The organism is Streptomyces sp. NPDC055955, assembly GCF_042270245.1.
Lineage (GTDB): Bacteria > Actinomycetota > Actinomycetes > Streptomycetales > Streptomycetaceae > Streptomyces.
Genome location: NZ_JBHJYS010000017.1, coordinates 100,942 through 122,632 on the forward strand (window position 1 = coordinate 100,942; position 21,691 = coordinate 122,632).

The 21,691-nt window shown below is 71.9% G+C and carries 26 protein-coding genes; 5 read left to right on the forward strand and 21 right to left on the reverse strand.

All coding sequences use genetic code 11. The annotated features are described in order from the left end of the window. Positions 1-50: 50 nt before the first annotated feature. From lgt to hisI, 11 genes are all read right to left on the reverse strand, one after another. Positions 51-1,076 (reverse strand): prolipoprotein diacylglyceryl transferase, encoded by a 1,026-nt coding sequence (gene lgt / locus ACFC96_RS30010; protein ID WP_376615055.1) that lies wholly within the window; start codon positions 1,074-1,076, stop codon positions 51-53. Between the two features lie 90 nt (positions 1,077-1,166). Continuing rightward, a complete protein-coding gene (locus ACFC96_RS30015; protein WP_376258603.1) occupies positions 1,167-1,946 on the reverse strand; it encodes a DsbA family protein in 780 nt (259 codons plus the stop codon). Positions 1,947-2,038: 92 nt separating this feature from the next. Further along, positions 2,039-2,854: a tryptophan synthase subunit alpha gene (trpA, locus tag ACFC96_RS30020; protein WP_376258605.1), complete on the reverse strand. Its 816-nt coding sequence runs from the start codon at positions 2,852-2,854 to the stop codon at positions 2,039-2,041. Next, positions 2,851-4,137: a tryptophan synthase subunit beta gene (trpB, locus tag ACFC96_RS30025; RefSeq protein ID WP_376258607.1), complete on the reverse strand. Its 1,287-nt coding sequence runs from the start codon at positions 4,135-4,137 to the stop codon at positions 2,851-2,853. The genes trpA and trpB overlap by 4 nt, the downstream gene beginning before the upstream one ends. 105 nt (positions 4,138-4,242) lie before the next feature. Further along, positions 4,243-4,389 carry a tryptophan biosynthesis modulator TrpM gene (gene trpM / locus ACFC96_RS30030; protein ID WP_368080809.1) on the reverse strand — a complete coding sequence of 49 codons (147 nt, stop codon included), beginning with the start codon at positions 4,387-4,389 and terminating at the stop codon, positions 4,243-4,245. An 8-nt stretch (positions 4,390-4,397) separates the two neighbouring features. Beyond that, positions 4,398-5,207 (reverse strand): indole-3-glycerol phosphate synthase TrpC, encoded by an 810-nt coding sequence (gene trpC, locus ACFC96_RS30035; protein ID WP_376258609.1) that lies wholly within the window; start codon positions 5,205-5,207, stop codon positions 4,398-4,400. Positions 5,208-5,353: 146 nt separating this feature from the next. Beyond that, positions 5,354-5,800, reverse strand: a complete 447-nt coding sequence (locus tag ACFC96_RS30040; protein WP_376258610.1) for a DUF2752 domain-containing protein — start codon at positions 5,798-5,800, stop codon at positions 5,354-5,356. 114 nt (positions 5,801-5,914) lie between these two features. After that, positions 5,915-6,157, reverse strand: a complete 243-nt coding sequence (locus ACFC96_RS30045) for an HGxxPAAW family protein (RefSeq protein ID WP_376258612.1) — start codon at positions 6,155-6,157, stop codon at positions 5,915-5,917. Between the two features lie 140 nt (positions 6,158-6,297). After that, positions 6,298-6,954 (reverse strand): TIGR02234 family membrane protein, encoded by a 657-nt coding sequence (locus ACFC96_RS30050; RefSeq protein ID WP_376258614.1) that lies wholly within the window; start codon positions 6,952-6,954, stop codon positions 6,298-6,300. A 22-nt stretch (positions 6,955-6,976) separates the two neighbouring features. Beyond that, positions 6,977-8,458: an anthranilate synthase component I gene (locus ACFC96_RS30055; RefSeq protein WP_376258616.1), complete on the reverse strand. Its 1,482-nt coding sequence runs from the start codon at positions 8,456-8,458 to the stop codon at positions 6,977-6,979. 75 nt (positions 8,459-8,533) lie between these two features. Continuing rightward, the gene (gene hisI, locus ACFC96_RS30060) at positions 8,534-8,908 is read right to left on the reverse strand and encodes a phosphoribosyl-AMP cyclohydrolase (RefSeq protein WP_376258618.1); all 375 of its coding nucleotides are present in this window, start codon (positions 8,906-8,908) and stop codon (positions 8,534-8,536) included. 140 nt (positions 8,909-9,048) lie between these two features. On the opposite strand from hisI, the gene ACFC96_RS30065 reads away from it, so the two are divergent. Next, positions 9,049-9,684: a TIGR03085 family metal-binding protein gene (locus ACFC96_RS30065; RefSeq protein ID WP_376258620.1), complete on the forward strand. Its 636-nt coding sequence runs from the start codon at positions 9,049-9,051 to the stop codon at positions 9,682-9,684. 7 nt (positions 9,685-9,691) lie between these two features. Here the strand turns inward: ACFC96_RS30065 and ACFC96_RS30070 are convergent, their stop codons facing one another. The 10 genes from ACFC96_RS30070 to hisD form a co-directional block, all read right to left on the reverse strand. Beyond that, complete coding sequence (locus ACFC96_RS30070; protein WP_376615057.1) at positions 9,692-10,942, reverse strand: MFS transporter; 1,251 nt, start codon at positions 10,940-10,942, stop codon at positions 9,692-9,694. A gap of 14 nt (positions 10,943-10,956) precedes the next feature. Then, positions 10,957-11,544 carry an ArsR/SmtB family transcription factor gene (locus ACFC96_RS30075; protein ID WP_376258624.1) on the reverse strand — a complete coding sequence of 196 codons (588 nt, stop codon included), beginning with the start codon at positions 11,542-11,544 and terminating at the stop codon, positions 10,957-10,959. 128 nt (positions 11,545-11,672) lie between these two features. Further along, a complete protein-coding gene (hisF, locus tag ACFC96_RS30080) occupies positions 11,673-12,428 on the reverse strand; it encodes an imidazole glycerol phosphate synthase subunit HisF (protein WP_376258625.1) in 756 nt (251 codons plus the stop codon). Then, positions 12,425-12,826, reverse strand: a complete 402-nt coding sequence (locus ACFC96_RS30085) for a RidA family protein (RefSeq protein ID WP_340460909.1) — start codon at positions 12,824-12,826, stop codon at positions 12,425-12,427. The genes hisF and ACFC96_RS30085 overlap by 4 nt, the downstream gene beginning before the upstream one ends. Then, positions 12,823-13,551, reverse strand: a complete 729-nt coding sequence (priA, locus tag ACFC96_RS30090) for a bifunctional 1-(5-phosphoribosyl)-5-((5-phosphoribosylamino)methylideneamino)imidazole-4-carboxamide isomerase/phosphoribosylanthranilate isomerase PriA (RefSeq protein ID WP_376258627.1) — start codon at positions 13,549-13,551, stop codon at positions 12,823-12,825. Before priA ends, ACFC96_RS30085 begins: the two co-directional genes overlap by 4 nt. Next, positions 13,551-14,213 carry an imidazole glycerol phosphate synthase subunit HisH gene (hisH, locus tag ACFC96_RS30095; RefSeq protein WP_100592250.1) on the reverse strand — a complete coding sequence of 221 codons (663 nt, stop codon included), beginning with the start codon at positions 14,211-14,213 and terminating at the stop codon, positions 13,551-13,553. The genes priA and hisH overlap by 1 nt, the downstream gene beginning before the upstream one ends. A 20-nt stretch (positions 14,214-14,233) precedes the next feature. After that, positions 14,234-14,398: a hypothetical protein gene (locus ACFC96_RS30100; protein WP_340460906.1), complete on the reverse strand. Its 165-nt coding sequence runs from the start codon at positions 14,396-14,398 to the stop codon at positions 14,234-14,236. A 3-nt stretch (positions 14,399-14,401) separates the two neighbouring features. Beyond that, positions 14,402-14,995: an imidazoleglycerol-phosphate dehydratase HisB gene (hisB, locus tag ACFC96_RS30105; RefSeq protein WP_100592249.1), complete on the reverse strand. Its 594-nt coding sequence runs from the start codon at positions 14,993-14,995 to the stop codon at positions 14,402-14,404. Beyond that, positions 14,992-16,107 (reverse strand): histidinol-phosphate transaminase, encoded by a 1,116-nt coding sequence (locus ACFC96_RS30110; RefSeq protein ID WP_376615059.1) that lies wholly within the window; start codon positions 16,105-16,107, stop codon positions 14,992-14,994. The genes hisB and ACFC96_RS30110 overlap by 4 nt, the downstream gene beginning before the upstream one ends. After that, the gene (gene hisD / locus ACFC96_RS30115) at positions 16,104-17,426 is read right to left on the reverse strand and encodes a histidinol dehydrogenase (RefSeq protein WP_376615061.1); all 1,323 of its coding nucleotides are present in this window, start codon (positions 17,424-17,426) and stop codon (positions 16,104-16,106) included. The genes ACFC96_RS30110 and hisD overlap by 4 nt, the downstream gene beginning before the upstream one ends. A 217-nt stretch (positions 17,427-17,643) precedes the next feature. Here hisD and ACFC96_RS30120 point away from each other — a divergent pair, with 217 nt between their 5' ends. The 4 genes from ACFC96_RS30120 (at position 17,644) to ybaK (ending at position 21,687) form a co-directional block, all read left to right on the forward strand. Beyond that, the gene (locus ACFC96_RS30120) at positions 17,644-19,218 is read left to right on the forward strand and encodes an oxidoreductase (protein WP_376615063.1); all 1,575 of its coding nucleotides are present in this window, start codon (positions 17,644-17,646) and stop codon (positions 19,216-19,218) included. Positions 19,219-19,360: 142 nt separating this feature from the next. Then, positions 19,361-20,356 (forward strand): hypothetical protein, encoded by a 996-nt coding sequence (locus tag ACFC96_RS30125; protein ID WP_376615131.1) that lies wholly within the window; start codon positions 19,361-19,363, stop codon positions 20,354-20,356. Between the two features lie 11 nt (positions 20,357-20,367). Further along, positions 20,368-21,150: an LON peptidase substrate-binding domain-containing protein gene (locus tag ACFC96_RS30130; RefSeq protein WP_326713446.1), complete on the forward strand. Its 783-nt coding sequence runs from the start codon at positions 20,368-20,370 to the stop codon at positions 21,148-21,150. Positions 21,151-21,186: 36 nt separating this feature from the next. Continuing rightward, on the forward strand, positions 21,187-21,687 hold the full coding sequence (gene ybaK, locus ACFC96_RS30135; protein ID WP_376258938.1) for a Cys-tRNA(Pro) deacylase: 501 nt from the start codon (positions 21,187-21,189) through the stop codon (positions 21,685-21,687). Positions 21,688-21,691 lie beyond the last annotated feature (4 nt).

Genomic DNA, 21,691 nt, shown 5'->3' on the forward strand with positions numbered 1-21,691 from the left:
CGGATCGATTCGATCCGGCGCCCCCGTCGACGGGTGGGGGCGAGGCTCAGCTAGCTCTTCCCGGCCGCCGTGGCCCCCGCCTCACCGTTGGCCTCGTTCCTTTCGGCGGCCCGGTCCTCGGTGGACCCGGCATCGTCACCCGCTGCCTTGTCCTCAGCCTCGGCCACGGTCTTGTCCGCCGACTTGGTCTCCACCTCGACCTCAGCCTTGTCCAGGGGCTCGGTGTCGTCGCCCTTGGCCTTGGCCGTGTCATCGTCACCGGCGCCCGGCTCCACGATCGCTTCGCGGCCGGGGCGGACCTTCGCCGAGATCACGATGTAGATCACCGCGAGCAGGAAGACACCCATCGCGGTCCAGTCGTTGAGCCGCAGGCCGAGGATGTGGTGGGCGTCGTCGACGCGCATGTACTCGATCCAGAAGCGGCCCACGCAGTACGCGGCGACGTAGAGCGCGAAGGCCCGCCCGTGGCCGAGCTTGAAGCGGCGGTCCGCCCAGATCACGAGCAGCGCGACACCGATGCACCACAGGGACTCGTACAGGAAGGTCGGGTGGTACGTGCCCGGCACGCGCCCGTCCGCCGACGACGTGATCTTCAGGGCCCACGGCAGGTCGGTGGGCTTGCCGTACAGCTCCTGGTTGAACCAGTTGCCCCAGCGGCCGATGGCCTGCGCGATGGCGATGCCGGGCGCGATGGCGTCGGCGTAGGCGGGGAGCGGGATGCCGCGCCTGCGGCACCCGATCCACGCGCCCACCGCGCCGAGCGCGATGGCACCCCAGATCCCGAGGCCGCCCTCCCAGATCTTGAAGGCGTCCACCCAGTCACGGCCCTCGCTGAAGTACAGCTCGTAGTCCGTGATCACGTGATAGAGCCGGCCGCCGACGAGGCCGAACGGCACGGCCCAGACCGCGATGTCGGCAACGGTGCCGGATCGCCCGCCGCGGGCGATCCAGCGCTTGTTGCCGAGCCAGACGGCCACGAAGACGCCGATGATGATGCAGAACGCGTAGCCGCGCAGCGGAATGGGTCCGAGATAGACCACTCCGTGAGCCGGGCTGGGGATGAAGGCAAGAGTCATGGCAATGTCGACGCTACCGTGCCGGGCCGTGGCGGCGGCAACCAGCCCGGCTACGGGTCCATAACGAGACCCTCGCGTCTGCGGCCTCTCCTACGACTTGTCGGCCGCCTGCACCATCTGCTTCAGCTTCGCGGGGGTCAGCGGGTTCGCCTGGTCACCGAACACGTTCTTCCCGTTCAGGAGCACCGTCGGCGTGCCCTGGAAGCCGCCGGCCTGGAACGCCAGGTTCGACTTCTTGACCCAGCTGTCGTGGCTGCCGCCGTCGACACACTTCCTGAAGTCCGGCGTCACGAGGCCGCCGACCTTGCCGGCCAGATCGATCAGCTTGCCGTTGTCGGCGAAGGCGTCGCTGGTCTCCGGGGGCTGGTTCTCGTACAGGACGTCGTGGAACGGGGTGAACTTCCCGGCGTCCTGGGCACACGCCGCCGCGTTCGCCGCCCGCAGGGAACCGGTACCGCCCATGTTCTTGTCGATGAGCGTGACCAGGTGGTACTCGACCTTGAGCTGTCCGGAGTCGGTCAGCTCGTGGATCGTCGTGCGGTAGGCGTCCTCGAAGGCCTTGCACGCGGGGCAGCGGAAGTCCTCCCACACCGTGAGTGTCGACTTCGCGCTGTCCTTGCCGACCGGAATCGCGAGGCTGTCCTTGCCGACCGCGCCCTGCGGGGCGACGACGGGACCCGAGGCGGCAGTCTTGTCGTCACCGGAATTCGCCGCGATCACGCCGATCACGGCGGCCAGCGCGAGGACACCCACGACGGCTCCCCCCACGATCAAGCCCCTGCGGCGCCTGTCCTTGGATCTCTGCTTCTCGCGCTCCTCCGCCAGCCGGTCACGGGCGGTGCGCTTTCCCTCACGGTTCTTCTCGCTCACACCCGCCAAACGAACCGGGGAGGCACGAGCGTGCCTCCCCGGTCCCAGGTCCACCCATACGGGTTACGACGCGCTGGGCTGTGACGTCATGGTCACGCCTTGCCGCGCACCCCGTCCGCGAGGTCCGCCGCGAGAGCCCGCACGGCGGCGAGCCCGGCGGGCTCGTCCTGCGCGTCGAGCATCAGCTTCACGAAAGCCGAGCCCACGATGACCCCGTCGGCGAACCCGGCGACCTCGGCCGCCTGCTTCGCGTTCGAGACGCCGAGGCCGACGCAGACCGGCAGGTCGGTGGTGGCCTTGGTGCGGCGCACGAGGTCCTGGGCCTGGTTGCCGACGGACTCGCGGGTGCCGGTGACGCCCATCAGGGAGGCGGCGTACACGAAGCCGGAGCCCGCGGCGGTGATCGTCGCGAGGCGCTCGTCCTTGCTGCTGGGAGCGACGACGAAGACGGTCCCGAGGCCGTGCTTGTCCGCGTGCTCCCTCCAGGTCGCCGACTCCTGGACGGGCAGGTCGGGCAGGATGCAGCCCGCGCCGCCCGCCTCGGCGAGCTCGGCGGTGAACCGCTCGACGCCGTAGCGGTCGATGGGGTTCCAGTACGTCATGACGAGGACCGGCTTGCCGGTCGCCGCGTGGGCCTCGCGGACCGTGCGCATGACGTCGGCGATCCGGACGCCGCCGCGCAGCGCGATGTCGTCCGCGGTCTGGATGACGGGTCCGTCGAGGACGGGGTCGCTGTGCGGCAGCCCGACCTCCACGACGTCGGCGCCGCCGTCGAAGACGGCCTTGATCGCCTCGATGCCGCCCTCCACGGTCGGGAACCCGGCCGGGAGGTAGGCGATGAGGGCGGAGCGACCCTCGGCGCGCGCGCCGGCGAGGGTGTCGTTCAACAGCTGGACGTTGCCGCTCACTTGGCGTCTCCCTCGATCTCCGCGCCGGAACCGGCCGCGTCCGCCGCGACGGCGGCGTCGGTGTCGTACAGGCCGAAGTAGCGGGCGGCCGTGTCCATGTCCTTGTCGCCGCGCCCGGACAGATTGACGATCACCAGACCGTCCTTGCCGAGCTCCTTGCCGACCTCGATGGCTCCGGCGAGCGCGTGGGCGCTCTCGATGGCCGGGATGATGCCCTCGGTGCGCGAGAGCAGGCGCAGGGCCTGCATGGCGGCGTCGTCGGTGACCGCGCGGTACTCGCCGCGGCCGCTGTCCTTGAGGAAGGCGTGCTCCGGGCCGATGCCCGGGTAGTCGAGGCCCGCCGAGATCGAGTACGGCTCGGTGATCTGTCCTTCGTCGTCCTGGAGGACGTACGACCGCGAGCCGTGCAGGATGCCGGGCTCGCCCGCCGTCAGCGTCGCGGCGTGCTCGCCGGTCTCGAGGCCGTGACCGGCCGGCTCGCAGCCGATGAGGCGCACGCCGGCGTCGGGGATGAAGGCGTGGAAGAGGCCGATGGCGTTCGAGCCGCCGCCGACGCAGGCCACGGCCGCGTCGGGCAGGCGTCCGGCGCGCTCCAGGATCTGGCGGCGGGCCTCGACGCCGATGACGCGGTGGAAGTCGCGGACCATCGCCGGGAAGGGGTGGGGTCCCGCGACGGTCCCGAAGAGGTAGTGCGTACGGTCGACGTTGGCGACCCAGTCGCGGAACGCCTCGTTGATGGCGTCCTTGAGGGTGCGGCTGCCGGACTTCACGGCGACGACCTCGGCGCCGAGCATCCGCATGCGCGCCACGTTGAGCGCCTGGCGCTCGGTGTCGATCTCGCCCATGTAGATGGTGCACTCGAGGCCGAAGAGGGCGCAGGCGGTGGCGGTGGCCACGCCGTGCTGGCCGGCGCCGGTCTCGGCGATGACGCGGGTCTTGCCCATGCGCTTGGTGAGCAGCGCCTGGCCGAGCACGTTGTTGATCTTGTGCGAGCCGGTGTGGTTGAGGTCCTCGCGCTTGAGGAACATCCGGACGCCACCGGCGTGCTCGGCGAACCGGGGCACCTCGGTGAGGGAGCTGGGCCGTCCCGTGTAGTTGACGAGCAGGTCGTCGAGCTCGGCGGCGAAGGCCGGGTCGTTCTTGGCCTTGTCGTACTCGACGGCGACCTCGTCGACGGCGGCGACGAGCGCCTCCGGGATGAACTTGCCGCCGAACGCGCCGAAGTACCCCTCAGTGGTGGGAACCTGGCCCTCGGGATCGGGAATGAAGAAGTTGCTGGGCATGCGAAACCTCATGGTGTGAGCGGTGTGGACACTACGCGCCATGGGGGCAGGGTCACGTGTGTGCAGCGGGCCGCCTGTGGCCGCCCGCGCCGTTCCCCGCGCCCCTTATGGGGCGCAGCACCATCGCATCCCGTTGACCTGACCCGGCTCGTCACCGATGACGTAACGCACCCGGCGCCCGTGCACACGCCGCGCCGGCGCCCGGCAGCCGCGGGGGCGGCAGCCGGGTGCGAGGCGAGCGGCGATGGCCATCGGGGAGGTCAGCTCCTGCCGTGGCGCAGGGCGGGGTGGGCGCCCGCGGCGACCAGGTCGGAGACCGCGGTGCGCGGGTCGCGGCCGGTCACCAGGGACTCGCCCACGAGGACGGCGTCGGCGCCGGCGTTGGCGTACGCGATGAGGTCGTGCGGGCCGCGCACGCCCGACTCGGCGATCTTGACGATGTGGTCGGGGATCTCCGGAGCGACCTGCTGGAACGTGTCGCGGTCGACCTTGAGCGTCTTGAGGTTGCGCGCGTTCACGCCGATGATGCGGGCGCCCGCGTCCACGGCGCGCTCGACCTCGTCCTCGTCGTGCACCTCGACGAGCGGCGTGAGCCCGATGGACTCCGCGCGCTCGATGAGCGACTCGAGGGCGGGCTGCTCCAGGGCGGCCACGATCAGCAGCGCGAGGTCGGCGCCGTACGCCCTGGCCTCCCACAGCTGGTACGAGGTGACGATGAAGTCCTTGCGCAGGATCGGGATGTCGACCTTGGCGCGTACGGCCTCCAGGTCGGCGAGCGAACCGCCGAAACGGCGCTGCTCGGTCAGTACGGAGATGACGGCGGCGCCGCCCGCCTCGTAGTCGGCGGCGAGGCCGGCCGGGTCGGCGATCGCGGCGAGCGCGCCCTTGGACGGGCTGGAGCGCTTGACCTCGCAGATCACCTTGACGCCGTCGCCGCGCAGGGCGGCCACCCCGTCCTTGGCGGCGGGTGCCTTGGCCGCGCGCTCCTTGAGCTCGTCGAGGCTGACGTGCGCCTGCCGCTCCGCGAGGTCGGCACGGACTCCGTCGATGATCTCGTCGAGCACACTCACGCGAGCGGCCCCCTTCCTGACGGTGGAGCGGTGGAAGCTGATTGCCCCCGAGGGCAATCCACTGGTCACAGCGATGATATCCGGAGGAGGGCGAAGGGCTCGCATCCGGTTGACGCCGGTCCCACTACCTGGACACATACTGTTGATCAAGGGTGGAGCCAGCCACCTGGGGGCAGGTTCCGGACAACCGTGAAGACAAGCACCACGGCGCCCACGGCCCACCGGTGGGGGCGTCCGAGATCGATCCGCACCGGCAGTCCCCGTGCCGCCCGTACGGCCCATACGACCCACAGGACGGCGAAGAGGGCGTAGCCCGCCACGGCGAGCGCGTTGTCCCCCACAGCGGCCGTGAGGTCGCCGTGGACGAGCGCGTGAGCGCTGCGCAGGCCGCCGCAGCCGGGGCAGTAGATCCCGGTGTAGTGGAGCAGTGGGCAGGCGGGGTAGTGGCCCGGCTCGTTCGGGTCGACGGACCCGACGTAGGCGAAGCCCGCACCGACCGCGGCGAGGACACCGGCGGGGACGGCCAGCCGCCGCAGCGGACCGCCGGCGCCGCCGGTCAGGGCGGCCGCGGAGGTGTCCGTTTCGGCGTTCACCCGTGAATTGTGCAACGGGTCCGCCGGGTCCGCCCGTCGGCGCGCAGCGCGCGCAAAGCGTGAGAGGCGGTCCGGCACCAGGTGCCGGACCGCCTCTCACGACGTGGGTGAGGCTCAGGCCTCCGCGGCGACAGCCTCGGGCGAGACGGCCGGCAGCGACTGGGGCTTCGGCTTGCCGAGACCCGCGGCGCTCATGGCGCCGCCGACGACCGCGGCGATGGCGAGCAGGGCCATGCCCGCCCAGAAGCCGACGGGGTTGCCCATCACCATGAAGGCGCCCGCGACGCAGAAACCGATGAAGGCGATGATGACACCGGTCCAGGCGGCCGGGGTGTGTCCGTGGCTGCTGTCCGCCATGGTTGCTCCTCGTTGCTCAATGCGTGGCTGATGCGCGGCCCCGTGCCCCGCGCGTGGCACCGCGCTGGGGGTGAGCCGGACGCTCGTGCCCATTGTCCCGCACTCGCGGGCATGGGCGGCACTCGGGGTCCGGGGCCCCGCTATGCCTCGTGTGTGGGGTCCTCGCCCCGGTCGAGGGCCTTCCACAGCTCCTCGGGGCGTTCCGGGTCGACGGGACGGGCCGCCTTGCGGGGCCGCGGGGTGCCGTCACGTTCGTAGCGGCCGCCCATCGACGGCCAGGAGCGGCCGTAGCGCAGGGCGAGCAGGCCGGCCAGGAGGATGAGGGCGCCGCCCGCGGCACCGACGTACGGCCATACGGTGTGGCCGAGGGAGTCGATGGTGGCGGCGGTGTTGCCGGAGACCTGGGCGGCCTTCTCGTCGAGGGCCGCGCTGTCGCCGGCGCCGAGGACGGCGGCGACCACGGCGCCCGCACCGCTGAGCGCGAGGAGCCCGGCGACGAGCGTGCGCCCGGCGCGGCGGACCGCGAAGACGGCGACGAGGGCCGCGAGCCCCACTATGGCGAGGGCCGCGGGCACTCCGGTGACGTCACTGCCCTTGGCGGTGAGCGGGAAGCTGCCGCCGGGCACGGTCGCGGACCCGGAGGCCCACTCCTGCCGCGAGGCGAGCAGGGCCACCGCCGCGCCGACGGCGCCGAACAGGAGCGCGGCGGCGAGGCTGCGGCGGCCGTTGCGCGCGGCGGCCGTCTCCGGGGAGGCGGTCCCGGCGTCGGTTCGGGGGGATGGCACTGCGGAAGTCACCTCACCACTATCCCCCACGTCGTCAGGCGTCGTGCATCCGGTTGGCCGTGTGCACGGCGCGCAGCACGGCCGCCGCCTTGTTGCGGCACTCGGTGTCTTCGGCGACGGGATCCGAGTCGGCGACGATACCCGCTCCGGCCTGCACATATGCGGTGTTGTCACGCAGGAGCGCGGTGCGGATGGCGATGGCCGTGTCGGAGTCCCCGGCGAAGTCGAGATATCCGACACATCCGCCGTACAGACCGCGCCGGGAGGGTTCGAGCTCGTCGATGATCTGCATCGCGCGCGGCTTGGGCGCGCCCGAGAGGGTGCCCGCGGGGAAGCAGGCGGTGAGGACGTCGAAGGCGGTGGTGCCCGGGGCGACCCGGCCGGTGACGGTCGACACGATGTGCATGACGTGCGAGTAGCGCTCGACGGACATGAAGTCGACGACCTCGACGGAGCCCGGTTCGCAGACGCGGCCGAGGTCGTTGCGGCCGAGGTCGACGAGCATCAGGTGCTCGGCGCGCTCCTTGGGGTCGGCCAGGAGCTCGTCGGCGAGCGCCTGGTCCTCCTGGGGGGTGGCGCCGCGGTGCCTGGTCCCGGCGATGGGGTGCACCATGGCGCGCCCGTCCTCGACCTTGACGAGGGCCTCCGGCGACGAGCCGACGACGTCGAACCCGTCGAAGCGGAACAGGTACATGTACGGCGACGGGTTGGTGGCGCGCAGGACCCGGTAGACGTCGAGCGCGCCGGCCGTGCACGGCGTCTCGAAGCGCTGCGAGGGCACGACCTGGAAGGCCTCGCCCGCCCGGATGCGCTCCTTGATGTCCTCGACGGCCTCCTGGTAGTCCGTGCCGCCCCACAGAGCGGTGAACTCCGGCAGTTCGGAGGGCGGGAGCATGGCGGGGGCCTGGACGACGGGCCGGGAGAGGTCGGCCTCCATCGCGTCGAGGCGTGCCACGGCGTCCGCGTAGGCGTCGTCGACGCCGGTGTCGAGGTCGTTGTGGTTGATCGCGTTGGCGATCAGCAGGACCGAGCCGTCCCAGTGGTCGAGGACGGCGAGGTCACTGGTGAGCAGCATCGTCAGCTCGGGGAGCTTCAGGTCGTCGCGCTCGCCGGGGCCGATCTTCTCCAGGCGGCGCACGATGTCGTAGCCGAGGTAGCCGACCATGCCTCCGGTGAACGGGGGCAGGCCCTCGTAGCGGGGGGTGTGGAGGGTCTCGACGGTGGCGCGCAGGGCGGCGAGCGGGTCGCCGTGGGTGGGGACGCCCACGGGCGGGGTGCCGAGCCACTGCGCCTGGCCGTCGCGGGTGGTGAGGGTGCCGGCCGAGCGGACGCCGACGAAGGAGTAGCGGGACCACGAGCGGCCGTTCTCCGCGGATTCCAGGAGGAACGTGCCGGGGCGTTCACCGGCCAGCTTGCGGTACAGACCGACGGGGGTGTCGCCGTCCGCGAGAAGCTTGCGGCTGACGGGGATCACTCGGCGGTCGGTCGCGAGCTTGCGGAAGGTCTCGAGATCCATAGGAAGAGCTTAGGCCGTGTCCGGACGGGTCCGGTGCGCCGCCCGGTCCGTGGAACGGGCGGCGGGGCGGTGGTCTCAGGCGCCGGCGCCGGTCACCGTCAGCTCACCCGCGTCGAAGCAGGTGCGGTCGCCGGTGTGGCAGGCCGCGCCGACCTGGTCGACCTTCACCAGGAGGGTGTCCGCGTCGCAGTCGAGGGCGACCGACTTCACGTGCTGGAAGTGACCGGACGTGTCGCCCTTGACCCAGTACTCCTGGCGGCTGCGGGACCAGTACGTGCAGCGGCCTGTCGTCAGCGTGCGGTGCAGCGCCTCGTCGTCCATCCAGCCGAGCATGAGCACCTCGCCGGTGTCGTACTGCTGGGCGATCGCGGGGACCAGGCCGTCGGCGCTGCGCTTGAGGCGGGCGGCGACGGCGGGGTCGAGGCTGCTGGGCGGGGGCGTGCTGGTCATGGGGACCATTGTGCCGCGCCCCGGGCGCCGTCTCGGGCGGGCGTCCACCGACTGAGAGCGATGGCGCGGAGCGCCGCGTCGAGGGGGCGGCGGCCGGCCGACGGGTGGGCGGACCGGTCGGACGGTCGTACGCTGGCCATATGTCGACCCATGCAAAGCGTGAACGACTCCTCCTCGCCGACCTGTTGGAGGCCGCGGGTCCCGACGCCCCGACCCTGTGCGAGGGCTGGACCGCCCGCGATCTCGCGGCCCATGTGGTGGTGCGCGAGCGCCGTGCGGACGCCGCGGGCGGGATCCTGATCAAGCAGCTGGCGCAGCGTCTGGAGCGGGTGCAGGCGGAGTTCGCCGAGAAGCCCTACGGCGAGCTGATCCAGCTGATCAGGACGGGCCCGCCGCGTTTTTCACCGTTCGCCCTCAAGCAGATCGACGAGGCGTCCAACGCGGTCGAGTTCTACGTCCACGCGGAGGACGTGCGCCGCGCGCAGCCGGACTGGACGGCGCGCGAGCTCGACCCGGTCTTCGCGGACGTGCTGTGGTCGCGCCTGGAGCGGATGGCCCGCGTGATGGGCCGCAAGTCGCCGGTCGGCCTGGTCCTGCGCCGCCCTGACGGCCGCACGGTGGTGGCGCACAAGGGCGCGCCCGTCGTGACGGTGACCGGTGAGCCCGCCGAGCTGCTGATGTTCGCGTTCGGCCGGCAGGACGCGGCGCGGGTGGACACGGAGGGCGAGAAGGACGCGATCGGGAAGCTGCACGAGACGAAGCAGCTCGGGATCTGATGCGGGTTCAGTCCGGGAGTTCGGCGCGGCGCAGCGGCGTGCGGCACAGGCCGTAGACGCCGGCCAGGGCGCAGATCGCGGCGCTGGCCACGAAGACGGGTCCGGTGCCCCACTGGCCGACGGCCGCGCCGGTCAGCGGCATGGTGAGCGGGACGAGGCCGAGGCTGGACAGGCTCGTGACGGCGGTGACCCGGCCGAGGTAGGCGGGGTCGGCGTGGGTCTGCGTGAGCGCTCCGCACAGGGTGCCGCTGAGGCCGGCGAGCAGCCCGATGACCAGCGCGACGGCGACCGCGGCGGCGAGGTGCGCCACGAAGGCGAGCGCGCCGATGGCGACGGCGCCGCCTCCCATGGTCGCGGCGAGGACGAGACCCGCGCGCGGCACCCGGCCGCGGACGGCGAGGAGCAGCGAGGATGCTCCCGCGCCGACGCCGAACCCGGCGAGCACCGAGCCCATGCCTGAGGCACCCCAGCCGCGTTGGTCGGCGAGGAGGGTCAGGCCGACGTTCAGGGGGCCGACGAAGCCGAGGTCGCTGAGGGCGATGACGACGACCAGCGGGGCGAGGACGCTGTGGCGGCGGATGTGGCGCAGGCCGTCCGCGAGGCCGCTCCTCGCCGGGGCGCCGCTCTTGCCGTGGTCGTCGGGCAGGTCCCGGATGCGCAGGGACATCAGGAGCGGCAGCGAGATCGCGAACAGCAGTCCGGCCGCGCCGAACGCCGCCGCGGGGCCGCCGAGTGCGACGCCGAGACCGCCCAGGGGCGCGCCCACGACGTTGGCGAGGCGGACCGCGAGTCCGCGCATGCCCTGGACCCGGGCGAGCTGGTCGCGTCCGGTGACCCGGGCGGGCAGTGCGCCGACGGCCGGCAGGAAGAGCGCGTCGACGACGCCGAAGACCAGGCCGAGGAAGGTGAGCGGCCACAGGCCGGGTTGTGTCGCGAGGAAGAGCCCGGCGACGCCGAGGACCGCGGCGCTGCGCACGGCGTCGCCGGCTATGACGATGCGGCGCGGCCCGAGCCGGTCGGCGATCACTCCGCCGCCGAGCATCAGCAGGGCGCGGGGCGCCGCGCTCGCCGCCATGACGAGCCCGGCCTGCGAGGGGCTGCCCGACTGGACGGCCGCCCAGGACAGGGCGACGTAGTAGATGTTGTCGCCGATCATCGAGGCGCCGTAGGCGCCGAGCCAGCGCAGCACGTTGCCGTCGCGGTGGGCGGGCTTCTCGGGGGCGGGGCCGCCGGTGAGGGGCGTGTCGGTCACGGTCATGGGAGGTGGTCCTCTCAGGCGCGGAACGGGAAGCCGTACAGGTGCAGCGCGACGTTCTCGCGCCCTTCGGTGTCGCCCGCGGCCTGTGCGGCGCGGCCCTGCGCGTCGTACTTCCTGATGACGGCGAGCAACTCGCCGGTCAGTTCGGTCAGTTCGGCCGCCGTCAGAGGCATCAGGGCTTCGGAGTCCGACGACGCGGCGCGCCACTCGGGGGCCCAGGTGGAGCGCTCGTCGAGGTAGCGGCGGTAGAGCTCGCTGCGCTGTTCGTAGAAGAGCCGGGTGGCCGCCTGGTGCGCCGCGGCCTTCTCGGGGGCGTCGACGAAGTCCGCCTCGCGGATGCTGACGCCGTCGGACGCGGGACGCCACCAGCGTTCGCGGCCGTCCCGCTGCGTCCCGGGCGCCTCTTCGATGAGCCCCGCGTCCGCGAGCTTGCGCAGGTGGTAGCTGACCAGCGAGACAGCCCCGTCGACCTGCCCGGCCAGCTGCGACGCGGTCGCGGTGCGGGCGACGACCAGCGCGCGGTACAGCTGCGAGCGCAGCGGGTGGGCGAGCGCCTTGAGGGTGGCGAGGTCCGTGATGCGGCGGGTCTGTTCGTCGGTCATGGCACGAGGCTAGATACGAAAGAAATATTGCGCAAGATAAATTGCGCAATGAATCCTGTGCATCGGACGGAGAAAAAGGCCCCGGCCACCCTGAGGGTGACCGGGGCCCGAGCGCGTGCGCTCCCGCGTCAGCGGACGGGGTGACCCGCCTCGCGCAGCGTCCCCTTGACCTCGCCGATCCGCAGATCGCCGAAGTGGAAGACGGACGCGGCGAGCACCGCGTCGGCGCCCGCCGCGATCGCGGGCGGGAAGTGCTCCAGGCGTCCCGCGCCGCCCGACGCGATCACGGGCACCGTGACGTGCTTGCGGACGGCCGCGATCATCTCGATGTCGTAGCCGTCCTTCGTGCCGTCGGCGTCCATCGAGTTGAGCAGGATCTCGCCCGCGCCGAGCTCCGCGGCCTCGTGCGCCCACTCGACGGCGTCGATGCCGGCGGACTTGCGGCCACCGTGCGTCGTCACCTCGAACGTGCCGGACGGTGTGCGGCGCGCGTCGACCGACAGGACGAGCACCTGGCGGCCGAACCGCTCGGCGATCTCGCGGATCAGCTCGGGGCGGGCGATGGCGGCCGTGTTCACGCCCACCTTGTCCGCGCCGGCCCGCAGCAGCTTGTCCACGTCGTCCGCCGTGCGGACGCCGCCGCCGACGGTGAGCGGGATGAAGACCTGCTCGGCGGTGCGGCGCACCACGTCGTAGGTCGTCTCGCGATTGCCGGAGGACGCCGTGATGTCGAGGAACGTCAGCTCGTCGGCGCCCTCGGTGTCGTACACCTTCGCCATCTCGACGGGGTCGCCCGCGTCGCGCAGGTTCTGGAAGTTGACGCCCTTGACGACCCGGCCGTTGTCCACGTCCAGGCAGGGGATGACCCGTACGGCCAGCGTCATGACGGTGTGTCTCCTCGGTACGCCTCCACCTCGACCTCGACGACCAGGCTGGGATCGATGAAGCCGGAGACGATGATCATGGATGCGGCGGGGCGGACGGCGTCGAACAGCTCCTTGTGGGCCCGGCCCACGTCGTCCACATCCCGCGCATGGGTGATGTACATACGGGTGCGCACCACATGCTCGCTCCCGAGCCCCAAGGTCTTGAGAGCGTCGAACGCGGCCTTGAACGCGTTGAGCGTCTGCTCGTACGGCGTTCCCGCGTCGATGACGCCGTTGATCACGGACGTACAACCGGACACCAGGACGAGGCCGTTGGGCAGCTCGACCGCGCGCGAGTAGCCCACGGCCTCCTCCCACGGCCCGTCCGACTTGACCCTGCGTACGTCGTCGCTCATGACGCCACCGCGGCGAGGGCCTCTTCCAGCGTGAAGGCCTTCGCGTACAGCGCCTTGCCGACGATCGAGCCCTCGACGCCCAGCGGGACGAGCTCGGAGATGGCGCGCAGGTCGTCGAGCGACGAGACGCCGCCGGACGCGACGACGGGCCGGTCGGTCACGGCGCACACGTTGCGCAGGAGCTCCAGGTTCGGGCCCTGCAGCGTGCCGTCCTTGGCGATGTCGGTGACGACGTAGCGGGCGCAGCCCTCGGAGTCGAGGCGCGCGAGCGTCTCGTAGAGGTCGCCGCCGTCACGGGTCCAGCCGCGGCCGCGCAGCGTGGTGCCGCGCACGTCGAGGCCCACCGCGATCTTGTCGCCGTGCTCGGAAATGACCTTGGCGACCCACTCCGGGGTCTCCAGAGCGGCGGTGCCGAGGTTGACGCGGGTGCAGCCGGTGGCGAGCGCGGCGGCGAGCGTGTCGTCGTCGCGGATGCCGCCGGACAGCTCCACCTTGATGTCCATGGCTCGCGCGACCTCGGCGATCAGGGCGCGGTTGTCGCCCGTGCCGAACGCGGCGTCCAGGTCCACGAGGTGCAGCCACTCGGCGCCGGAGCGCTGCCACGCGAGGGCTGCCTCGAGCGGGGAACCGTAGGAGGTCTCGGTGCCGGACTCGCCGTGCACGAGACGTACGGCCTGGCCGTCGCGGACGTCGACGGCGGGAAGGAGTTCGAGCGTGCGGGACATCAGAGGGTTCCGATCCAATTCGTGAGGAGCTGGGCGCCGGCGTCGCCGGACTTCTCGGGGTGGAACTGCGTCGCCCACAGTGCGCCGTTCTCGACGGCGGCGATGAACGGCTCGCCGTGCGTCGCCCAGGTGACCTTCGGCGGGCGCATGTGGACGTTGCCGACCTCGAAGTCCCACTGCTGCACGGCGTAGGAGTGCACGAAGTAGAAGCGGGCGTCGCTGTCGAGACCGGCGAAGAGCTCGGTGTCCTGCGGCGGGCGGACCGTGTTCCAGCCCATGTGCGGGACGATCTCGGCCTTGAGGGGCTCCACCGTGCCCGGCCACTCGTCGAGGCCCTCGGCCTCGACGCCGTGCTCGATGCCGCGCGCGAAGAGGATCTGCATTCCGACGCAGATGCCCATCACGGGGCGGCCGCCGGCCAGGCGACGGTCGATGATCCAGTCGCCGCGCGCCTCCTTGAGGCCCTTCATGCAGGCGGCGAAGGCGCCGACGCCGGGGACGAGGAGACCGTCGGCGTTGAGTGCGGTGTCGAAGTCGCGGGTGATCTCGACGTCCGCGCCCGCGCGGGCCAGGGCCCGCTCGGCGGAACGGACGTTGCCGAACCCGTAGTCGAAGACGACGACCTTCTTGCCGGCTGTGCCGGCGGGCTTGGCTGAAGTCATGGCTGGCTGCTCCCTGCCCCTCAGTTCCAGTAGTCGAGCCGCAGGACACCGGCGACCAGACACATGGCCGCGGCGACGGAGAGCAGCGCGATCAGGCTCTTGGGCAAGCCCTGCTTGACGAAGGAGATGACGCCGCCGATCAGGAAGAGACCGACAACGATCAGGACGGTGTTGAGGCCGTTCATGGGTCAGAGAGCGCCCTTCGTGGACGGAAGGATGCCCGCGGCACGCGGGTCGCGCTCGGACGCGTAACGCAGCGCGCGGGCCAGCGCCTTGAACTGGCACTCCACGATGTGGTGCGCGTTGCGCCCGTACGGGACGTGGACGTGCAGCGCGATCTGGGCCTGCGCGACGAACGACTCCAGGATGTGCCGGGTCATCGTCGTGTCGTAGGAGCCGATCATGGGGGCCATGTTCTCGGGCTCGGTGTGCACCAGGTAGGGGCGGCCGGAGAGGTCGACCGTGACCTGGGCGAGCGACTCGTCCAGCGGGACGGTGCAGTTGCCGAAGCGGTAGATGCCGACCTTGTCGCCGAGCGCCTGCTTGAAGGCGGCGCCGAGCGCGAGGGCGGTGTCCTCGATGGTGTGGTGCGTGTCGATGTGCAGGTCGCCCTCGGTCTTGACGGTGAGGTCGAAGAGGCCGTGGCGGCCGAGCTGGTCGAGCATGTGGTCGTAGAAGCCCACGCCGGTGGACACCTCGACCTTGCCGGTGCCGTCGAGGTCGATCTCGACGAGGACCGAGGTCTCCTTGGTGGTCCGCTCCACCCTGCCTACGCGACTCATGCGTTCCGCTCCTTCTTGATTGCGCGTACCGCATCGAGGAACGCGTCGTTCTCGTCCGGGGTGCCCGTGGAGACACGCAGCCACCCGGGTACGCCGTTGTCCCGGACCAGGACGCCCCGGTCGAGGATCTTCTGCCACACCGCGTGCGCGGCGCCTTCGCCTTCGAACCGGCCGAACTGCACGAAGTTGGCGTCCGAGTCGGTCACTTCGTAGCCGGCCGCCCGCAACTCGGTCACCAGACGGTCGCGTTCGTCCTTCAGCTGCTCGACGTATCCGAGGAGCGTGTCGGTGTGCTCCAGGGCGGCGAGGGCCGTGGCCTGGGTGACGGCCGACAGGTGGTACGGCAGGCGCACCAGCTGGACGGCGTCGACGACGGCGGGGGCGGCGGCCAGGTAGCCCAGACGCAGGCCCGCCGCGCCGAAGGCCTTCGACATCGTGCGCGAGATGACGAGGTTCGGCCGGCCTTCGAGCAGTGGGAGAAGGGACTTCCCGTGGCTGAACTCGATGTAGGCCTCGTCGACGACGACCATGGACGGCTTGGCGTCCTGCGCGGCCTCGTACAGGGCGAGGACCGTCTCGGGCGGGACGGCGCTGCCCGTGGGGTTGTTGGGCGTCGTGATGAAGACGACGTCCGGGCGGTTCTCGGCGATGGCCTTCACGGACGCTTCCACGTCGATGGTGAAGTCCGCGCTGCGCGGTCCGGAGATCCAGCCGGTGCCGGTGCCGCGCGCGATGAGGGCGTGCATCGAGTACGAGGGCTCGAAGCCGATGGCGCTGCGGCCGGGGCCGCCGAAGGTCTGCAGGAGCTGCTGGATGACCTCGTTCGAGCCGTTGGCGGCCCAGACGTTCTCGATGCCGACGTGGTGGCCGCCGGTGCGCGTGAGGTAGCCGGCGAGCTCGGTGCGCAGCTGGACCGCGTCCCGGTCGGGGTAGCGGTTGAGGTCGCGGGCGGCCTCGCGCACGCGCTCCGCGATCCGCTCGACGAGCGGTTCGGGCAGCGGGTAGGGGTTCTCGTTGGTGTTCAGGCGTACGGGTACGTCGAGCTGGGGGGCGCCGTAGGGGGACTTGCCGCGCAGCTCGTCCCGCACGGGCAGATCGTCGATGCCGGTCACTGGCCGGGAACCTTCCATTCGAACCTTGCCTTGATCGCCGCGCCGTGCGCGGGCAGGTCCTCCGCCTCGGCGAGCGTGATCACGTGGTGGGCCACGTCGGCGAGGGCGTCGCGCGTGTAGTCGACGATGTGGATGCCGCGCAGGAAGGACTGGACGGACAGACCGGACGAGTGGCAGGCGCAGCCGCCGGTGGGCAGCACATGGTTGGAGCCCGCCGCGTAGTCGCCGAGGGAGACCGGCGCCCAGGGGCCGACGAAGATCGCGCCGGCGTTCTTCACGCGCTGGGCGACCGCGGCGGCGTCGGCGGTCTGGATCTCCAGGTGCTCGGCGCCGTACGCGTCGACGACGCGCAGGCCCTCGTCGACCCCGTCGACCAGGACGATCGCGGACTGCCTGCCGCGCAGGGCGGGGACGATCCGGTCGTCGATGTGCTTGGTGGCCGCGACCTGCGGCTCCAGCTCCTTCTCGACGGCGTCCGCGAGCTCCACCGAGTCGGTGACGAGGACCGCGGCGGCGAGCGGGTCGTGCTCGGCCTGGCTGATCAGGTCGGACGCGACGTGTGCCGGGTCGGCGGTGGCGTCCGCGAGGACCGCGATCTCGGTCGGGCCCGCCTCGGCGTCGATGCCGATGAGCCCGGTGAAGTAGCGCTTGGCCGCGGCGACCCAGATGTTCCCGGGGCCGGTGACCATGTTCGCCGGGGCGCAGGACTCGGTGCCGTGCGCGAACATCGCGACGGCCGTGGCGCCGCCCGCGGCGTACACCTCGTCGACGCCGAGCAGCGCGCACGCGGCCAGGATCGTCGGGTGCGGGAGGCCCCCGAACTCTGCCTGGGCCGGCGAGGCGAGGGCGATCGACTCGACCCCGGCCTCCTGCGCGGGCACCACGTTCATGATCACGGAGGACGGGTAGACCGAGCGGCCGCCCGGCGCGTACAGGCCGACGCGCTCGACGGGCACCCACTTCTCGGTGACCGAGCCGCCGGGGACGACCTGGGTGGTGTGGGTGGTGCGGCGCTGCTCGCGGTGGACGATGCGGGCCCGGCGGATCGACTCCTCCAGGGCCGCGCGGACGGCGTGGTCCAGCTGCTCCAGGGCGTCCTGGAGGGCCTTGGCGGGAACCCGTACGGATTCCAGCTTCACCCCGTCGAACTGCTCCGCGTAGTCGATCAGCGCCGCGTCGCCACGATGATGCACGGCCTCGCAGATCGGACGCACCTTCTCGAGGGCGGCCTGAACGTCGAAGTCGGCTCGGGGCAGCAGGTCGCGCAGTGCGGGGCCCTCGGGGAGGGCGTCGCCGCGCAGATCGATTCGGGAGATCACGTGCTCAATTCTCGCAGACGTCACATCAGCGCCCGACGTCCGTATCAATGGCTGATACGGATCACCGCGCAAGTCCGGACGAAGACCTTCACCAGGAGCGTTCAGGCCGTCACTCAGCGGGCATGAACAGTTGTACTAAACCCACGAGTAGCGGAGTCGTCCCGGGACGTGCGGGGCTTCGTGAGGATCCGGGGGCTTACGGGGAGGAAGACAAGTCGTGGTCGACGGTACGGGCATCGGTGACCCGCCGGACGGTCTCACGGGCACCGAGATCGGCATGTGGCAGGCCTTCCGCAACGGCAGTGTCTACGACCTGAGCTCGGGCGATCCGGACGTGGACGACCCCCACGGCGGGCAGGCATGGGGGCCCGACCGCAGCGTGCGGGCGCGCACCGTGGCCTGGCTGCTGCTCGACGGGCCTCCCGCGCTGGCCGGGCGTGTCGCGTCGCTCAAGCTCACGGGCGTACAGATCACCGACGCGCTCGACGTCTCGGGCGGCGGCGTCGTGCCGTACGTCGAGCTGAAGCAGTGCCGCTTCGAGAAGGAGATCCTGGTTCCCGAGGCCCGGTTCACCACCCTGCGCCTGGTCGACTGCTCGATCCCCCGCCTGGAGGGCGCCCGCGTCCACACGGAGGGCGATCTGCATCTGCCGCGCTGCCGCTTCCACAGCGGTGTCCGCCTCACCGACGCGCACATCGGCACGGACCTGCTGCTCAACCAGGCCGTCGTGTACCGCGACCGGCGCGGTAAGTCGATCATGGCGGACGGGATGTCCGTCGGACAGGACCTCCAGGCCGAGATGCTGGAGACGCACGGGGAGCTCAGCCTGCGCGCCGCCCAGATCGGCGTCTCGCTCAGCCTGCGCGGCAGTCGGCTCTCCAACGCGTACGGGAGCCGCGCGCTCAACGCGCCGCAGCTCACGGTGGAGCGCTCCCTCTACCTGACCCCCGCCGGTGTCGGCAATCCGCTCCAGACCAGCGGCACGACACCGGCCCGCGGCACCCGTGTGCAGCGCTTCGAGTGCCAGGGCGGGGTGCGGCTCGACGACGGCCGGTTCGGCGACGCCGTCGACCTCGACCAGGCACGCTTCCACCTGGAGCCCGACCAGGAGGTGTCGCTGCGCCGCATCCAGACGCCCGAGCTGCGCTTTTTGTGCGAGCGGCCGCAGCGCGGGCGGGTCGTCCTGTCCGGCGCGAAGGTCGTCAACCTGATCGACAGGGCGGCGAGCTGGCCGGGCCCCGGCGGCCTGCGCGTGGGCGGCTTCACGTACGAGAACCTCATCCCCTTCGGCCCGTTCCCGCTGGCGCGGCGCCTCGAGTGGCTGTCGGCCGCGACACCGGAGTACAGCCCGGAGCCGTACGAGAAGCTCGCGACCGTGCTGCGCAACAGCGGCGAGGACGCCGACGCGCGGGAGGTGCTGCTCGCCAAGCAGCGCCGGCGCCGCGAGACGCTGCCGCCGGCCGCGAAGATCTGGGGGTACGTCCAGGACTGGACGGTCGCCTACGGGTACCGGCCGGGGCGGGCCGCGGTGTGGATGGCCGTGCTGTGGGCGGCGAGCACGCTCGCCTTCTCCCACGCGTCGCATCCGGCCATCAAACCGGGTGAGGCACCGCACTGGAGTCCGGCCCTGTTCTCGCTCGACCTCATCCTGCCGGTCATCGACCTGGGCCAGGACGGCTACTGGCAGCTCCAGGGCGGCTGGCAGTGGGCCGCTACCGTGCTGATCCTGCTCGGCTGGATCCTCGCCACGACGGTCGCCGCGGGGGCCACCCGCCTGCTCCGCAGAAACTGACCGGGCGCCCGCGCATTTTTTGCCGGACCGCGGGCAACCACGGGCGCATTTCAGCCGTCATCCCAGCGCAACCATCAACAGAGCGACGGGGAGCGGGGTCCACACCTTGGCACTGCTGCGCGCCCTCATCCGCACCGCGCGGATGGTCCGCCACACCTCGGGTCTCGCGGCCGGACTCCCCGCCGACGACGACGTCCTCCTGGACGTCCCCGACGAACGTCTCGCGCCCGCACTCGTCGCCGCGGGCCGGGGCGAGTACGAGGCGGCCGCCAAGCTGCTCGCCGCCACCCGCGAGGCCGGCGAGTGGGAGAACCGGGACCGCTACGTCACCCGGCTCGCCGCCTTCGCCAGGTCCCGCAGCGAGTGGTTCGACGACTGGCGCTTCGCGGCGCCCCACGACCCGGACGCCCTCCTCGTCAAGGCCGAGCTGGAAGTCGCACGCGGCTGGGAGTCCCCCGCCCGCGCCGAGCTGCTGCGCGCGGTGACGCCACTGATCACCGCCGCCGCCGAGGGCGACCCCGGCGACCCGGTGCCCTGGCGGGTCGCCCTTGACCACGCGCGCGGCACGAACGCCTCGCACACCGTCTTCGAGAGGCTCTGGGCCGAGGCCATAAGGCGCTCCCCGCACCACTACGGCTGCCACGTGTCGGCGCTCCAGTACCTGTCGGCCGCCTGGTACGGCTCACATCGCGAGTGCTTCGACTTCGCCGAGCGCGCGGCCCAGGACACCCTGCCGGGATCCCTGGTGCAGGCGCTGCCGGTGCGGGCCGCGTTCGCGTACCTGACGAGCGAGGAGGGCCCGGGACCGGCCGCGAAGGTGCCCCGCGAGCGCCTGGACGAGGCCGCCGACCTGGCGATCGCCCTGTCCCGCGAGTACGCCGCCGACGACCCCTGGCCCGCAGAGGTCCGCAACCTCCTCACGTACGTCCTGGTCCGCCTGGAACGCTGGTCCGACGCCCTGGAACAACTGCGGCTGACCGGTCCCTACGCGTCGTCGTTCCCCTGGGACCGGATCTCGGACGACCCGCTCGGACAGTTCCTGGAACTGCGTGACGGCGTACGGATCGAGGTGGCCGCGGCCCGTCCGCTCGGCGGCCGCGGAACCGGCCGCGGATCCCTCACCTCCGGCTCCCATTAGGCTTGACCGTCGTGACCACCGTCCGGCTTCCGCTCTTTCCGCTCAACTCGGTGCTGTTCCCGGGACTCGTGCTCCCGCTGAACGTGTTCGAGGAGCGCTATCGCGCCATGATGCGCGACCTGCTGAAGACCTCCTCCGGGGGTTCCGAGGCCTCCGGCGACCCCGCCGACTCCGACGAGCCGCGCCGGTTCGCCGTCGTGGCGATCCGCGACGGCCACGAGGTCGCGCCCAGCGCCCCCGGCATGCCGGACCAGGCGGCGAAGACCGCCGCCGAGGCGGGCCCCGCGGCCGGCTTCGGCGACGACCCGATCAAGGCCCTGCACGGCGTGGGCTGCATCGCTGACGCCGCGACGATCCGGGAGCGCGCCGACGGCAGCTTCGAGGTGCTCGCCACCGGCACGACCCGCGTGAAGATCCACTCGGTCGACGCGTCGGGGGCCTATCTGACCGCCGAGGTCGAGGAGCTGCCCGAGGAGTCCGGCGACGAGGCGGGCGCCCTCGCCGAAGGGGTGCTGCGCGCCTTCCGCTCCTACCAGAAGCGGCTCGCGGGCGCCCGTGAGCGCTCCCTGGCGACGGGCGCCGACCTGCCGGACGACCCGTCCGTCGTGTCGTACCTGGTGGCCGCGGCGGCCGTCCTCGACGTGCCGACCAAGCAGCGCCTCCTCCAGGCCCCGGACACGGCGTCACGCCTGCGCGACGAGCTGAAACTCCTTCGCGCCGAGACGGCGATCATCCGTAATCTGCCGTCCTTGCCGGCCGGCGACCTGACCCGGCAGGCGACCAGCCTCAACTGACGTGGCCGGTCCCGACTGACGTAAGGCATGAGGACGTTGGCGAAGAAGTCCAAGAAGCAGCAGTCCGGGGGAACACCCGCGACCGTGGCGCTCACCGCGGCGGGTACACCCTTCACCACGCACGCGTACGAGCACGACCCGGCCCACCCCTCGTACGGGGACGAGGCGGCGGAAGCGATGGGCGTCTCCCCCGACCGGGTGTTCAAGACGCTCGTCGCCGACGTGGACGGCGAGCTGACGGTCGCCGTCGTGCCGGTGGCGGGCCAGCTCGACCTGAAGGCCCTGGCGACGGCCGTCGGCGGCAAGCGGGCCGCGATGGCCGATCCGGCGGCGGCGGAGCGCACCACGGGCTATGTGCGGGGCGGCATCTCCCCGCTGGGCCAGCGCAAGAAGCTGCGTACGGTCCTGGACGACTCGGCGCGGGCGCACGACACCATCTGCGTCTCGGCGGGCCGCCGCGGCCTGGAGGTGGAGCTGGCTCCCACGGACCTGGCGACGCTCACGTCAGCGGTGCTGGCCCCCATCGGCCGCGCCTGACCCC

Excerpts from the sequence above, each read along its gene's own strand:
- lgt (WP_376615055.1), bottom strand. The coding sequence starts at position 1,076 with ATGACTCTTGCCTTCATCCCCAGCCCGGCTCACGGAGTGGTCTATCTC.
- trpB (WP_376258607.1), bottom strand. The coding sequence starts at position 4,137 with ATGCCCAGCAACTTCTTCATTCCCGATCCCGAGGGCCAGGTTCCCACC.
- trpM (WP_368080809.1), bottom strand. The coding sequence starts at position 4,389 with ATGGCCATCGCCGCTCGCCTCGCACCCGGCTGCCGCCCCCGCGGCTGC.
- ACFC96_RS30045 (WP_376258612.1), bottom strand. The coding sequence starts at position 6,157 with ATGGCGGACAGCAGCCACGGACACACCCCGGCCGCCTGGACCGGTGTC.
- ACFC96_RS30055 (WP_376258616.1), bottom strand. The coding sequence starts at position 8,458 with ATGGATCTCGAGACCTTCCGCAAGCTCGCGACCGACCGCCGAGTGATC.
- hisI (WP_376258618.1), bottom strand. The coding sequence starts at position 8,908 with ATGACCAGCACGCCCCCGCCCAGCAGCCTCGACCCCGCCGTCGCCGCC.
- ACFC96_RS30065 (WP_376258620.1), top strand. The coding sequence starts at position 9,049 with ATGTCGACCCATGCAAAGCGTGAACGACTCCTCCTCGCCGACCTGTTG.
- ACFC96_RS30070 (WP_376615057.1), bottom strand. The coding sequence starts at position 10,942 with ATGACCGTGACCGACACGCCCCTCACCGGCGGCCCCGCCCCCGAGAAG.
- ACFC96_RS30075 (WP_376258624.1), bottom strand. The coding sequence starts at position 11,544 with ATGACCGACGAACAGACCCGCCGCATCACGGACCTCGCCACCCTCAAG.
- hisF (WP_376258625.1), bottom strand. The coding sequence starts at position 12,428 with ATGACGCTGGCCGTACGGGTCATCCCCTGCCTGGACGTGGACAACGGC.
- ACFC96_RS30085 (WP_340460909.1), bottom strand. The coding sequence starts at position 12,826 with ATGAGCGACGACGTACGCAGGGTCAAGTCGGACGGGCCGTGGGAGGAG.
- priA (WP_376258627.1), bottom strand. The coding sequence starts at position 13,551 with ATGTCCCGCACGCTCGAACTCCTTCCCGCCGTCGACGTCCGCGACGGC.
- hisH (WP_100592250.1), bottom strand. The coding sequence starts at position 14,213 with ATGACTTCAGCCAAGCCCGCCGGCACAGCCGGCAAGAAGGTCGTCGTC.
- ACFC96_RS30100 (WP_340460906.1), bottom strand. The coding sequence starts at position 14,398 with ATGAACGGCCTCAACACCGTCCTGATCGTTGTCGGTCTCTTCCTGATC.
- hisB (WP_100592249.1), bottom strand. The coding sequence starts at position 14,995 with ATGAGTCGCGTAGGCAGGGTGGAGCGGACCACCAAGGAGACCTCGGTC.
- ACFC96_RS30125 (WP_376615131.1), top strand. The coding sequence starts at position 19,361 with ATGGTCCGCCACACCTCGGGTCTCGCGGCCGGACTCCCCGCCGACGAC.